General features: G+C 63.8%; 12 protein-coding genes. 7 read left to right on the top strand and 5 right to left on the bottom strand.

The genetic code is table 11. The features are described 5' to 3' along the window. Window positions 1-207 precede the first annotated feature (207 nt). The gene (sthA, locus tag DNJ95_RS04395; RefSeq protein ID WP_131183504.1) at window positions 208-1,602 is read left to right on the top strand and encodes a Si-specific NAD(P)(+) transhydrogenase; all 1,395 of its coding nucleotides are present in this window, start codon (window positions 208-210) and stop codon (window positions 1,600-1,602) included. A gap of 322 nt (window positions 1,603-1,924) precedes the next feature. Here sthA and DNJ95_RS04390 read toward each other — a convergent pair whose 3' ends face one another. Both DNJ95_RS04390 and DNJ95_RS04385 read right to left on the bottom strand, forming a co-directional pair. Further along, complete coding sequence (locus DNJ95_RS04390; RefSeq protein WP_131183503.1) at window positions 1,925-2,653, bottom strand: glycerophosphodiester phosphodiesterase; 729 nt, start codon at window positions 2,651-2,653, stop codon at window positions 1,925-1,927. A gap of 27 nt (window positions 2,654-2,680) precedes the next feature. After that, window positions 2,681-3,280 carry a PilZ domain-containing protein gene (locus DNJ95_RS04385; protein ID WP_131183502.1) on the bottom strand — a complete coding sequence of 200 codons (600 nt, stop codon included), beginning with the start codon at window positions 3,278-3,280 and terminating at the stop codon, window positions 2,681-2,683. A gap of 83 nt (window positions 3,281-3,363) precedes the next feature. Between DNJ95_RS04385 and DNJ95_RS04380 the strand changes: the two genes are divergently transcribed. The 3 genes from DNJ95_RS04380 to DNJ95_RS04370 are packed head-to-tail and all read left to right on the top strand — an operon-like array spanning window position 3,364 to window position 6,570. After that, entirely contained in the window at window positions 3,364-4,611 is a 1,248-nt protein-coding gene (locus tag DNJ95_RS04380; RefSeq protein WP_131183501.1) for a lipoprotein-releasing ABC transporter permease subunit, read from the top strand. A gap of 7 nt (window positions 4,612-4,618) precedes the next feature. Next, window positions 4,619-5,314 carry a lipoprotein-releasing ABC transporter ATP-binding protein LolD gene (gene lolD / locus DNJ95_RS04375; RefSeq protein ID WP_131183551.1) on the top strand — a complete coding sequence of 232 codons (696 nt, stop codon included), beginning with the start codon at window positions 4,619-4,621 and terminating at the stop codon, window positions 5,312-5,314. Beyond that, window positions 5,314-6,570 carry a lipoprotein-releasing ABC transporter permease subunit gene (locus DNJ95_RS04370; protein ID WP_131183500.1) on the top strand — a complete coding sequence of 419 codons (1,257 nt, stop codon included), beginning with the start codon at window positions 5,314-5,316 and terminating at the stop codon, window positions 6,568-6,570. Before lolD ends, DNJ95_RS04370 begins: the two co-directional genes overlap by 1 nt. 13 nt (window positions 6,571-6,583) lie before the next feature. On the opposite strand, the gene DNJ95_RS04365 is transcribed toward DNJ95_RS04370, so the two are convergent. The 3 genes from DNJ95_RS04365 to DNJ95_RS04355 are packed head-to-tail and all read right to left on the bottom strand — an operon-like array spanning window position 6,584 to window position 9,196. After that, entirely contained in the window at window positions 6,584-7,129 is a 546-nt protein-coding gene (locus DNJ95_RS04365; RefSeq protein ID WP_131183499.1) for a histidine phosphatase family protein, read from the bottom strand. Continuing rightward, window positions 7,129-8,109: a nucleotidyltransferase domain-containing protein gene (locus tag DNJ95_RS04360; protein WP_131183498.1), complete on the bottom strand. Its 981-nt coding sequence runs from the start codon at window positions 8,107-8,109 to the stop codon at window positions 7,129-7,131. The genes DNJ95_RS04365 and DNJ95_RS04360 overlap by 1 nt, the downstream gene beginning before the upstream one ends. Before the next feature lie 4 nt (window positions 8,110-8,113). Next, window positions 8,114-9,196, bottom strand: coding sequence for an HD domain-containing protein (locus DNJ95_RS04355; RefSeq protein ID WP_165491583.1), 1,083 nt, complete (start codon window positions 9,194-9,196; stop codon window positions 8,114-8,116). A gap of 435 nt (window positions 9,197-9,631) precedes the next feature. Between DNJ95_RS04355 and DNJ95_RS04350 the strand changes: the two genes are divergently transcribed. The 3 genes from DNJ95_RS04350 (at window position 9,632) to DNJ95_RS04340 (ending at window position 13,179) form a co-directional block, all read left to right on the top strand. Further along, window positions 9,632-11,851, top strand: a complete 2,220-nt coding sequence (locus tag DNJ95_RS04350; RefSeq protein WP_181953372.1) for a DNA internalization-related competence protein ComEC/Rec2 — start codon at window positions 9,632-9,634, stop codon at window positions 11,849-11,851. Window positions 11,852-12,103: 252 nt separating this feature from the next. Then, on the top strand, window positions 12,104-12,757 hold the full coding sequence (locus DNJ95_RS04345; RefSeq protein ID WP_131183496.1) for a MotA/TolQ/ExbB proton channel family protein: 654 nt from the start codon (window positions 12,104-12,106) through the stop codon (window positions 12,755-12,757). Next, window positions 12,754-13,179 (top strand): ExbD/TolR family protein, encoded by a 426-nt coding sequence (locus tag DNJ95_RS04340; RefSeq protein WP_131183495.1) that lies wholly within the window; start codon window positions 12,754-12,756, stop codon window positions 13,177-13,179. The genes DNJ95_RS04345 and DNJ95_RS04340 overlap by 4 nt, the downstream gene beginning before the upstream one ends. Window positions 13,180-13,184: the final 5 nt, after the last annotated feature.

The following is a 13,184-nucleotide window of genomic DNA, read 5'->3' as shown; positions in this document are numbered from 1 at the left end:
AGTGTTGTAGTAACGATTGGCTGGTTATGGTTGTTAGTCTTCCGCGCTGTACATCCGTAGGCGCGGCCTTGGCCGTCCGCAAGCGTTTCGCGGGCAAGGCACAAGGCATTTGATCGTTGCCGGGACACCAGGGTTGGCGCGGGTATTGACGATTTTCGCAAGGTTCGACCGTGGCGGCAGGGGCCGTCGCGTTTTCCAGGGGGATACATGGCTGTCTACAACTACGACGTGGTGGTATTGGGAAGCGGTCCGGCCGGTGAAGGCGCCGCGATGAACGCGGTCAAGGCGGGCCGCAAGGTCGCGGTGGTGGACAACCGCCCGCTGGTCGGCGGCAACAGCACGCACCTGGGCACCATCCCCTCCAAGGCCCTGCGCCACTCCGTACGACAGATCATGCAGTACAACACCAACCCGCTGTTCCGCCAGATCGGCGAACCGCGCTGGTTCTCCTTTCCCGATGTGCTGAAAAGCGCCGAGAAGGTGATCAGCAAGCAGGTCACTTCGCGCACCAGCTACTATGCGCGCAACCGTATCGACACCTACTTCGGCACCGCCAGTTTCGCCGACGAGCACAGTGTCGACGTGGTCTGCCTGAACGGTGTGGTGGAAAAACTGGTGGCCAACCACATCATCATCGCCACCGGGTCGCGCCCCTATCGCCCGGTCGATATCGACTTCAGCCATCCGCGCGTATACGACAGCGACACCATCCTCAACCTCAGCCATACGCCGCGCCGGCTGATCATCTACGGCGCCGGGGTCATCGGCTGCGAGTACGCTTCGATCTTCAGCGGCCTGGGGGTGCTGGTCGACCTGATCGACAACCGCGACCAGTTGCTCAGCTTCCTCGACGATGAAATCTCCGATGCGCTGAGTTACCACCTGCGCAGCAACAACGTGCTGATTCGCCACAATGAAGAGTACGAGCGCATCGAGGGGCTGGACCATGGTGTGATCCTGCACCTGAAGTCCGGCAAGAAGATCAAGGCGGATGCTTTGCTGTGGTGCAATGGCCGCACTGGCAATACCGATCGCCTGGCCCTGCAGAATGTCGGCCTGAAGGCCAACAGCCGTGGGCAGATCCAGGTCGACCAGTACTATCGCACCGAGGTGCCGAACATCTATGCCGCCGGCGATGTGATCGGCTGGCCGAGCCTGGCCAGCGCCGCCTATGACCAGGGCCGCTCGGCCTCGGGCAGCATCGTCGAGAACGACAGTTGGCGCTTCGTCGATGATGTGCCGACCGGTATCTACACCATTCCCGAGATCAGCTCGATCGGCAAGAACGAACGTGAGCTGACCCAGGCGAAGATCCCCTACGAAGTGGGCAAGGCGTTCTTCAAGGGCATGGCGCGGGCGCAGATCGCCCATGAGAAGACCGGCATGCTGAAGATCCTCTTCCACCGGGAAACCCTGGAAGTGCTGGGCGTGCACTGCTTCGGCTACCAGGCCTCGGAAATCGTGCATATCGGCCAGGCGATCATGAACCAGCCGGGCGAGGCCAACACCATCAAGTACTTCATCAACAACACCTTCAACTACCCGACCATGGCCGAGGCCTACCGGGTGGCGGCGTTCGATGGGCTCAACCGGCTTTTTTGAGCGGCTCCGACCGGTGGCCGGAACCGGTCGGAGCCGGCCTCGCCAACTGGCAATGGCCTAACCGGGAGAGTTTTTAGCCAAGCGGCAAGAAAAAATGGCCGGGAGCCATTTTTAACGTCGCGCCGCGACGGCACGCAGGGTGGCTGCCATGGATGGCAAGCCATAAAGGGCTTGACAGGGTTTTCCGGTCGCCTTTCACACTGATTACGCTTGCAGCTTGCAGCTTGCAGCTTGCAGCTTGCAGCTTGCAGCTTGCAGCTTGCAGCTTGCAGCTTGCAGCTTGCAGCTTGCAGCTTGCAGCTTGCAGCTTGCAGCTTGCAGCTCAGCCCTGGCTTTCCCCCAAGGTCGCCAGCGCCAGGCCCGGGAAGTCGGTGATGATGCTGTCGACCCCGAGGCTGGCCAGGCGCTTCATCAGGGCCGGGTCGTTGACCGTCCAGATCGAGACATGCAGCCCCTGCTGGCGCGCCTTGGCCACGCGCTCCGGCGTGCACAGCGTCCATTTCAATGCCAGCAGCGAGCAGTCGTACTGGCGGGCGACTTTCAGCGGGTCGAGCCAACCGTATTCGGCCACCAGGCCCCTGGGGATTTCCGGTGCCAGCCGCAGCAGGGCGCGCAGCACTTCCCGCGAACTCGAGGTCACGGTGATGCGCTCCAGCAGGCCATGCTCCCGGGCCAGGGCCTGGATCGCCAGCACGGTGCGCGCGGCACGGGTGCGCGAAGCGCTCTTGACCTCGAGTTGCCAGTGCTCGAACGGGCATTTCTCGAACAGTTCGACCAGCCTCGGTATCGGGCAGGGTTGCTTCCAGCCGGGGCCGCCGTGGCGCGCATCGTAGCCGGCCAGGTCCGCGGCATCGTGTTCCACGACCTTGCCGCGGCGCCCGGTGGTGCGCTTGAGCGATGGATCGTGGATCACCATCAACTCGCCATCGCGGGACAGGTGCAGGTCGAGTTCACAGCGCTGTACGCCATGTTCCAGGCATTGCTGGAAACTGGCCAGGGTGTTTTCCGGGGCTTCGCCCCTGGCGCCGCGATGGCCGTAGATCAGGGTCACGATAAGGCTCCTGCAGAGGGTGGTGGGTCAGTGACTGTCCGCCTGTTGCGGTTCTTCTTGCCGTTGTTCCTGCCGCTCCTTGGCCAGGCGCCGCTCCAGCGCCTGTTTCTGCAGGATATGACGTGCCAGGAACTGGCGCTGGGCATCGCTCAGGGATTCGAACGCCGCGGCTATGGCATAGCCCGTCGCGTTGTGGCTGCAGCGCAGCACCCGTGCCGGCAGGCGCAGGCCCAGGGCCAGGGGCATCAGCACCAGCTTGAGGGTGATTGATTCGCCTTCGGCCAACGGCTGGTCGTGCTGGAAGTCGATTCCGGCCTCCGACAGCATGACGGTCCGGGCCGGGCCGATGGCTTCCAGCAGGTTGCTGGCGATGGCCTGGCCCAGCAGTTCGATGCGCTTGTTCTGTACTTTCAGGTAATTGGCCAGGGTGCGGTCGTTTTCGGCGATCTGGCGCAGCAGCAATTGCGCTTCGAAGTCCAGGCGGTGCAGCTCGCCGAACAGTTCGAACAGCGCGGGTTCGCGGTCTTCCGCGCTTGTTTCCTGATGTTCCCGCGGCAGGATTTGCAGTGCGATCCGGTCTTCGATGCGGTAGTATTCGCGGCGTTCTTCGATGTCTTGTGATGACATGGCCAAGACCCATGTTGGGGTAGTCGTCCAAGTGTATACCAGGCTGACCCCGTTCCCATTCCTGCCAGCGAATCCTCCGGCTTATGTTCAGACCGCTGTCTGTCTTCATCGGCGCACGCTACACCCGCGCCAGGCGTCGTAGTCGCTTCGTCTCCTTCATTTCCTTCACCTCGATGATCGGCCTGGCGCTGGGCGTTCTGGTGATGATCCTGGTGCTGTCGGTGATGAATGGCTTCGACCATGAAATGCGTACCCGCGTGCTTGGCATGGTGCCCCACGCGACCATCGAGAGCGCCCAGCCGATCGACGACTGGCAGGCCCTCGCCGAGCGCCTGCGCGAGCATCCGCAAGTGCTGGCGGTGGCGCCTTTCATCCAGGCGCAGGGCTTGCTGACGCACCAGGGCAAGGTCAGCAAGATCCTGATCAACGCCATCGACCCGGTGGCCGAGCACCAGGTCTCGATCATCGACCGCTTCTTCCGCGAAGGCTCGCTGGAGCGGCTCGAAGCCGGTGCGTTCGGTATCGTCATCGGCGACAAGGCGGCGCAGCGCCTGGGGGTCGGGGTCGGCGACCGGATCACCTTCGTCGCACCGGAAGTCACGGTGACGCCGGCGGGCATGTTCCCGCGCATGAAGCGCTTCACCGTGGTCGGCATTTTCCATGTCGGTGCCGGCGAGATCGACGGCTACGTGGCGCTGGCCAACCATGCCGACCTGGCGCGCCTGCAGCGCTGGAAGCCGGAGCAGGTGCAGGGGCTGCGGCTGCGCTTCGACGACCTGTTCCAGGCGCCGAAGATCGCCTGGGAGCTGGCGGGTGCGCTGGACGGCGAATTCTACTCGCGGGACTGGACGCGCTCCCACGGTAACCTCTACCAGGCGATCCGCATGGAGAAGGCGATGATCGGCCTGCTGTTGCTGCTGATCGTGGCGGTGGCGGCCTTCAACATCATCTCCACCCTGGTCATGGTGGTGACCGACAAGCGCGGTGACATCGCCATCCTGCGCACCCTCGGCGCCACGCCCCGGCAGATCATGGGCATCTTCATGGTGCAGGGTGTCATCGTCGGTGTGGTCGGCACGCTGATTGGCGCCGTGCTGGGGATACTGGCGGCGCTCAACGTGAGCGCCGGAGTGGCGCTGCTGGAGCGCCTGCTGGGGCACAAGTTTCTCAATGCCGATGTCTATTTCATCGATTACCTGCCTTCGCAACTGATGTTCGCGGACGTGTTCCAGGTGTGTGTCGCGGCGCTCGTGCTGAGCTTCCTCGCCACCCTGTACCCGGCCTGGCGCGCCGCGCGCACCCAGCCGGCGGAGGCCTTGCGCTATGAGTGAGCCGGTTATGAACGAGCGGGGAACGGGCGACGCCGTACTGAGCTGTCGCAACCTGGGCAAGTGTTACGAGCAGGGGCCGGAGTCGGTGGCGGTGCTCAGCGGGCTGAACCTGGAACTGTATCCGGGCCAGCGCGTGGCTATCGTCGGCAGTTCCGGCTCGGGCAAGAGCACGCTGCTCAACCTGCTGGGCGGGCTGGATACGCCCAGCGAGGGCAGCGTCTGGCTGGCCGGCGAGGAGCTGTCGGCGCTCAACGAGAAGGCGCGCGGCCTGCTGCGTAACCGGGCGCTGGGCTTCGTCTACCAGTTCCACCACCTGTTGGCCGAGTTCACCGCGCTGGAGAACGTCTGCATGCCGTTGCTGATCGGCACCACGCCGATCGCCGAGGCGCAGCGCAAGGCCAGCGAGTTGCTGACCCGGGTCGGCCTCGGCCATCGCCTCGAACACAAGCCTTCTGAGCTATCCGGCGGCGAGCGCCAGCGGGTGGCGATCGCCCGTGCGCTGGCCAACAGCCCGGCACTGGTGTTGCTCGACGAGCCGACCGGCAACCTCGACCAGCACACCGCCCAGGGTATCCAGGAGCTGATGCTGGAACTGAGCAACTCGGTGCGCACGGCGTTCCTGGTGGTGACCCATGACCCGCAACTAGCCGCGCAGATGGACATGACGCTACGCCTGGAAGGCGGTCGCCTGGTGGTGGCCTGATGTTCCGCCCCCTGAGCCTGTTCATCGGCGGCCGCTATACGCGGGCCAAGCGCCGCAACCATTTCATCTCGTTCATCTCCCTGACTTCGATGATCGGCCTGGCGCTGGGCGTGCTGGCGATGATCATGGTGCTGTCGGTGATGAACGGTTTCCAGCGCGAGATGAGCTCGCGCATCCTCGGCATGATCCCCCATGCCATGCTGCTCGGCGACGGCCCGCTGGACGACTGGCGGGCGCTGGCCGCCAGGGTCGAAGGCAGCCCGGAAGTGCTGGGCGCGGCGCCGATCACCCAGCTCGAAGGCATGCTGTCGTTCAAGGGCAGCATGCAGCCGATCCAGATCGACGGTATCGAGCCGGACGCCCAGGCGGCCGTTTCCAGCCTGGGCGACAAGCTGGTCGGCGGGCGGCTGCAGGACCTGCGGGCCGGTGAATATGGCGTGATCATCGGCGCCATGAGCGCCCGTCGCTTCGGCCTTTCGCTGGGTGACAAGCTGACGCTGATCGTACCCGAGGCCAGCGCCACGGCCGGTGGTGTGACGCCGCGTATGCAGCGGTTGAATGTCGTGGGCGTGTTCCGTGTCGGTGCCGAGATCGACGGCAGCCTGGCTTTCATTCATCGTGCGGATGCGGCGCAGATCCTGCGTTGGCAGCCCGAGCAGGTGCAGGCCGTGCGTCTGCGCCTGGCCGATCTCTACCGCGCGCCCCAGGTCGCCCGGCAACTGGCCGAGCAACTTTCCGCGGACGCTGGCGAAGGCTATCGCGCCGAGGACTGGTCGCTGACCCAGGGCAGCCTGTTCAGCGCGATGAAGATGGAGAAGACCATGATCGGCCTGCTGTTGCTGCTGATCGTGGCGGTGGCGGCCTTCAACATCATTGCTACGCTGATCATGGTGGTGGCTGACAAACGTGGTGATATCGCCATCTTGCGCACCCTGGGCGCGACGCCCCGGCAGATCATGGCGATCTTCATGGTGCAGGGCAGCATCATCGGTTGCACCGGCACCCTGATCGGCACCCTGCTGGGCGTGCTCGGGGCGCTCAACGTCAGCGCGCTGGTCGGCTGGCTGGAGGCTGTTTCCGGGCGCCAGGTGTTTTCCTCGGATGCCTACTACATCAGCACCCTGCCTTCCGAACTGCAATGGGCGGACGTGCTGCTGGTGACCCTGGCGGCCATGCTGCTGAGTTTCCTGGCGACCCTCTACCCGGCCTGGCGCGCGGCCCAGACCCAGCCGGCGGAAGCATTGCGCTACGAGTGACGCGCAGTTCCGTTCAGCGTAGCTGGCGCCTCCGTGCCTGCTCGCCACGGCTGCGGCGCAGTTCGCACCAGTCAAGGTTTTCAAGTGCATCCCTGGCCGGTATCGCTCGGTAGCCCATCGTTCGCACAATGCAGTTGTAAACCGCCGAGTGGGATACCAGCAGGATATTTCCTGGCAATGACTCTGCCTCGACCACTACGGCTTCGATGCGTTTGCGCAGGCTTTCGATCGGCTCGACCGTCTCCTCCAGTTGCAGGCGCAAGCGGTTCTCGTGACTCTTGGGCTGTCCTTCGAGGCAGCCAAAGTCTCTTTCCTGCAGGCCGTGGCGAACGACTATATCGACCTTGCCGCGCTGCGCCAGGGCAATAGCTTTTGCGGTCGCATGGGCTCTTTGCAGTGGGCTGGTAAGCACAAGGGCAAAGTCAATGGCGGACAGCTCCAGGGCTTTCTGCTCCAGTTTCATCCGGCCTTTTTCACTGAGTGGCTGATCGTTGCGGCCAACCCAGACATTCGTGGCGTTGCCCGGGGTCTGGGCGTGGCGCAGAAAGTACAGCGCCATCAGAACACCAGGGCGTGGTGGATCGGGTGTTCTTCGCCGTACTTTTCCTTCAGCCACTTGTGCAGTGCCTTCGAGAATTCATGGCTGGTTTTCCTGAGTTCCTTGTACTCCGGGTTCTCCAGGCGCTGCTCCTTGACTACTCCTTCCAGGGCCTGCCGTACTTCCGGCTGGGCCAGGCGGGCCATGAAGGATTCATAAGTAGCGAGTATCACGGGGGTCGCCGCCAGGTCTGCCCCCAAGGCGCGGATTCTCTCCAGTGGAAACTGTTCGAACAGTGCGAGTCCTTTTTCTATTTTTTGCTGCCAGCCCAGTTCCTTCAGCTCGGCAGCAACGATGATTCCACTGAAGTAGATGAGCTTTCTGGAAAAGCGCAGCTTGATATTCCTGAGCCCCCAGGGCTTCTTGCGCTCGGATGTCTTGAACTCGAAATCCGTGGCAATGGTTCGGTAGTAGCGGATGATGTCGTTGAGCAGGAAGCGCGGCATCTGTTCTCCCGGGGCATCGGGCTTGATGTATTTTTCCAGCAGTTGCCGCCGGTAGTCCGCAAAACGCTCCTCTCCGTACAGCCAGGTGCCTTCCAGCAGGAACAGCAGTCGTCGGGTCAGGGACTCATTGCTGTCATCGTTCCCGCCGATGTTGTTCTGCATTTCACTGAAACGTACGATGGCATCCTTGCCGAAGGTCCCGGTATCGCCCGTGACCTTGTCGATGTGCCGGGTGATCACTTCATTGATGCCCTGGATTTCATCACTGATGACTTCCACCGGCTGATCCCGGTCGAAGATGATGAACCAGTCCAAGTCCGATTCTTCCGTAGCTTCGGCTCGGCCGTAGGAGCCTGTGGTAATGATGGTCATGGCCTCGTTAAATGGGCTAGCCGAAAGAAGCGTTGATATCTCGTTCCTCAGCGTTTCCAATTTAGTGGCAGTAAAGGCAGCGGCCTTGTCGATATTGGTGTGAACGTCCGTATTCATGCTCATGCTGTCAGTTCCATTGCACCTTGAAGTCGAGGCCTAACTGGACATTTTCCTGGCTTGCGCCATGCCTGGTGGCGGCAAGCGTCCTTTGCGTGGGCTCTTTCGTACAGCGATAGCGCTGCACATCCAGGCTTCCCGCCACTATTTCGTAACGGCGAACACTGTACTGGAGTGTGGCGCTTTCCAGCGCCGCGGGCGTGTCGCGGACGCTATTGATGCTTATCAGGTCGCTGAAGAGCTGAGGGTGTCTGCGCTGCCATTGTGCTTCCGTGTCGAACAGTTCGTCTTCGCCCAATGGCTGGCTACCCTCGGCAAAGTAGAGCTGGCTGTACTGGTCGGCGATCAGTCCGATGTCCTGGGTGATAAGCCTGTTGTAGATGAAATCTTTCAGCTCCCAGAAACGGTCCAGCACCTTGAAGCGCGACTCGCTGCGATCCACGAGCGAGGCTTCCGCCACCTGCAGTGGGTTGAGCGCCGTAGGCGTATCGCGCAAGTAGCGGTAGCTGCGGATGATGCCCTCGATAGTGTCGATATTGATGGGGCTGCTGAACAGATCGCCGCCTTCGCTCGCGCCGACCCGACCGGCTATCAGGTCTGTCACGAAGGTGATGTCCAACGTTTTGGCCAGGGTCTTCTGCAGCCCAATGGCGATGGGCCGTTGCCCCGCGATCAGCATCTCGCCCATTTCGTGATGACCGTAACCGAAGCGCTTCTGCAGGTAGGGTTCGACACTGTGCGACAGTGGCGGGTGGCCGATGTCATGCAGCAGGCCGGCTGTCCGCAGATGGCGCGCCAGGTCGTCGTCGTAGCCACGCCGATGGGCGACGAAAGCGGCCAGGGCCGCCACATGCAGGGAGTGATTGGCGCGGGTTCTCGGCGCTTTTTTCAGGCTGGCGGTGGTCGCGACATGGTCCAGTGCGCCCAGGAACGAGATGGACCTGAGGCGCTGGAAGGGTTTCGACTCGATGATCGCTCGGGCCACCGGGTCGGCTTCCACTGCCTCGACCCAGCCAGCCAGTGTACTGGTCTCGCCTTTCACCGGCAGAACGAAGGCTGCCTTTTCCGGGGCAGTGTGTAAGACGGGGCGCATGAGGTTCGTTCCTGACTCTCGTATATGCATTCCTGACGGAAGTATAAGGTAGGAGTGTCCGAGCCGGTACCGGAGCTTGGACCAAGTGCAGGGCGATCGAATGAAATCCCGGTCCATGCGCATGGATATTGGGCATTCGCACAGATACGGTAAGCCATGGGGCACGCTATACACAGCCTGTAGCCAAACACGCGATTACCAATCCAGTCGCACTGTTTCGCTCCCTGAAGCAGGGCATATTGCTGCACGGGAGCGGTGGGTGTTCATGCGCTTGCCCTGTGCTCCACCACGGCTTCGCGAACGCACTGTGGCGAAGATAATAAGGCGCTGACACTCAGGCGTAGCGAGCAACTCCCGAAACCGTGAAGCACTTCACGGATCGCCATCGGCACTCCTGATAGCTTCAGTGGCCACCACGGATGCGGGACATGAGCGATGCGCACAGGGATCATGGCGCTGCTGGCCGGGCTGCTGACATTGCGTTTTCTTCCTGCGCTACCGGGGCCATGGCTGCTGGCTGGGTTAGGGCTGCTTGCCCTGGGTGCCTTGTGTTCGCGCCTGTCGCGGCCTCTGGGGCTGTATGCCCTGGGGCTGTGCTGGGCCTGTAGCAGTGCCCAATGGGCGCTGGATGACCGCCTGTCGGAAGAGCGCGATGGCCGCACCTTCTGGCTCGAGGGCCGGGTGGTTGGCCTGCCCGAGCATCAGCAGGGCGTGGTGCGCTTTATTCTCGAGGACGTGCAGTCGCGGCATACGGGCCTGCCGGGGCGTTTACGGCTGGCCTGGTATGGCGGCCCTGGCGTGCGGGCCGGCGAGCGCTGGCGCCTGGCGGCACGGCTGAAGCGGCCGCATGGCATGGTCAATCCGCAGTCGTTCGATTACCAAGCCTGGCTGCTGGCGCGGCGTATCGGCGCCACTGGCACCATCAAGGCTGGCAGGCTGCTGGATGAACCGCCGAGCGTTGTGGGGTTTCGCGACCGTTTGCGGACCCGGCTATTGCAGGTGGACGCCGCCGGGCGTGCCGGCGCCCTGGCGGCACTGGTGGTGGGCGATGGCTCCGGCCTGAGCATGGCGGACTGGCGAGTGCTGCAGGACACCGGCACGGTGCACCTGATGGTGATTTCCGGCCAGCATGTGAGCCTGCTGGCCGGCTGGCTGTACGCCTCGGTCGCCCTGTTGGCGCGCTGGGGCCTGTGGCCGGGGCGTTGGCCCTGGTGGCATGGCGCCTGCGCCCTGGCGCTGGCGGGGGCGCTTGGTTATGGCTGGCTCGCCGGTTTCGAGGTGCCGGTACGGCGAGCCTGTGCGATGGTCGCCGCGGTGTTGCTCTGGCGGCTCGCTTTCCGCCACCTGGGCGTCTGGCTGCCACTGGCTCTGGCCATGCTGCTGGTGCTGCTGGTCGAGCCGCTGGCCAGCCTGCAGGCGGGGTTCTGGTTGTCCTTCGCCTCGGTGGCGCTGCTGGTGCTGGCGTTCGCCGGGCGGGCAGGGCGCTGGCGTTGGTGGCAGGTGCTCTGGCGAGCGCAATGGATCATGGCGCTCGGGTTGTTGCCGATGTCGCTGGCGCTGGGCCTGCCGATCAGTTTCAGCGGGCCGCTGGCGAATATGCTGGCAGTGCCCTGGGTGGGGCTGGTGGTGCCGCTGGCATTGCTGGGCAGCCTGCTGCTGGCGTTGCCCTGGCTCGGCGAGGCCATGCTGTGGCTCGCCGGCTGGGCGCTGGCCCTGCTGATGGAGGTGCTGGCCTTTCTGGCGAGTTGGCAGGATGCCTGGCTCGCCCCCGCACTGAGTTTCTGGGCGCTTTGCTGCGTAGCCCTGGGCTGCCTGCTGCCGGTGCTGCCGAATGGTGTGCCGGGGCGTATCCTGGGCATACCCTTGCTGCTCCCGCTGTTCTTCGCCGGCCCGGAGCCGCCGGAAGCGGCGCAGGCGGAAATCTGGATGTTCGATGTCGGCCAGGGCCTGGCGGTGCTGGTGCGTACCCGCCAGCACGCCTTGCTCTACGATGCGGGCGCCAGGCACGCTGACTTCGACCTGGGCGAGCGGGTGGTGTTTCCGTCCCTGCGTCGGTTGGGCGTCCGTCGACTGGATACCCTGCTGTTGAGCCACGCAGACAATGACCATGCCGGTGGTGCCGCTGCCATCGCCCGCTCGATGCCGGTCGCCGAGGTGATTGCCGGGGAGCCGCGGCGCATGGCTGCGGCGCTGCGGGCCGGCGCCTGCGAGAGCGGGCGGCGCTGGCGTTGGGACGGTGTCGATTTCAGCCTCTGGCAGTGGGAACGGGCAAGCAGCGGTAACCAGGCCTCCTGCGTGCTGCTGGTGGAAGCCGCTGGCGAACGTATCCTGCTGACCGGCGATATCGACAGCGCCACCGAGCGGGCCTGGCTGGCATCGTCGATGGCGGGCCCCCTGGACTGGCTGCTGCTGCCCCACCATGGTAGCCGCAGTTCCTCCAGCATGGCCTTGCTGGCAACCACCTCGCCTTCGGCGGTACTGGTTTCCCGCGGCCTCCACAATGCCTTCGGCCATCCGCACCCGTCGGTGCTGGCCAGGGTCCGGCAGGTCGGGGCGCATGTGCATGACAGTGCCGAACAGGGGGCCGTGCGCATTCGCCTGGGGCGCTTCGAGCCAGCCTGGGTCGCACGTTCGCAGCGGCGTTTCTGGCGCTGACGGGGCTTACATTGCAGGCAGGGCGATCGCGCTATACCGTCATTCACCGGAAAGGGGCTTCGATAAAAGCGCTGGAAAGCTGAACGAAAAACACCGGTTGCCACGCTCTTTCGTCCAGCCTCGAGCCTTCCAGCGTTTTTTCGGCGCTTTGCCGTGCATAGCGCGATCGTCCTGGCTCAGATGGCGAGGCTGCTTGCACCACAGCGGCAACACCCCCTAGAGTGACGCACTTTCTATCGTGGGGATTGGCTCGTGTGGGAACTGGTTAAAGCGGGTGGCTGGGTGATGCTGCCGATCATCCTGTGTTCGATCGCTGCGCTCGGCATCATCATCGAGCGCCTGTGGACCTTGCGAGTGAGTCGCGTGACGCCACCGAACCTGCTCGGGCAGGTCTGGAAGTGGATCCAGGAGCGGCAACTGAGCAATGAAAAACTCCGGGAGTTGCGCGCCGACTCGCCTCTGGGGGAGATTCTCGCGGCCGGCCTGGCCAACTCCAAGCGTGGCCGCGACATCATGAAGGAAAGCATCGAGGAAGCGGCCAGCAGGGTGGTGCATGAGCTGGAGCGCTACCTCAACGCGCTGGGTACCATCGCCGGCATCACGCCGCTGCTGGGGCTGCTGGGGACGGTGCTGGCGATGATCGATATCTTCGGCGCCTTCATGGGCAACAGCTCGGCCAATCCGGCACTGCTCGCCGGTGGTATCGCCAAGGCCTTGATCACCACCGCCTCCGGGCTGATGGTGGCGATTCCGGCACTGTTCTTCCACCGCTTCCTGACGCGCCGCGTCGATGAACTGGTGGTCGGCATGGAGCAGGAGGCGATCAAGCTGGTCGAGGTGGTGCAGGGCGACCGCAATGTCGACCTGGCGGTCGAGGCGCCACGCAGGCGGGGGCGCCGAGCGTGAAATTCAAGCGCAGGGCGCGGGAGAACGTCGAGATCAACCTGGCTTCGCTGATCGACGTGGTATTCATCCTGCTGCTGTTCTTCGTGGTGTCCACCAGCTTTACCCGTGAGACCCAACTGGCCGTCGACCTGCCCGAAGCGATGACCGGCGAGCGGGTCGAGGCGAACGAGCAGAAACGGCTGGAGATACTGGTCGATGCCGAGGGGCGCTACTCGCTCAATGGCAACGTATTGCTCGAACAGAACCTCGATGGGCTGATGACGGCCCTTCAGAAAGAATCGCAAGGCGACAACGGCCTACCGCTGGTGATCAGCGCCGATGCCCAGGCCACCCACCAGGCGGTGATCACCGCCATGGATGCGGCTGGCAAGCTGGGCTTCGCCCATCTGCGCATCACCACCGTGGAAGCGCATTCGCCGTGAGGCCT

It is taken from the genome of Stutzerimonas kirkiae, from assembly GCF_004327335.1.
Taxonomy (GTDB): Bacteria; Pseudomonadota; Gammaproteobacteria; order Pseudomonadales; family Pseudomonadaceae; genus Stutzerimonas; species Stutzerimonas kirkiae.
The sequence above is the reverse complement of the archived record's forward strand: the minus strand, read 5'-3'. Positions and strand labels throughout refer to the sequence as shown.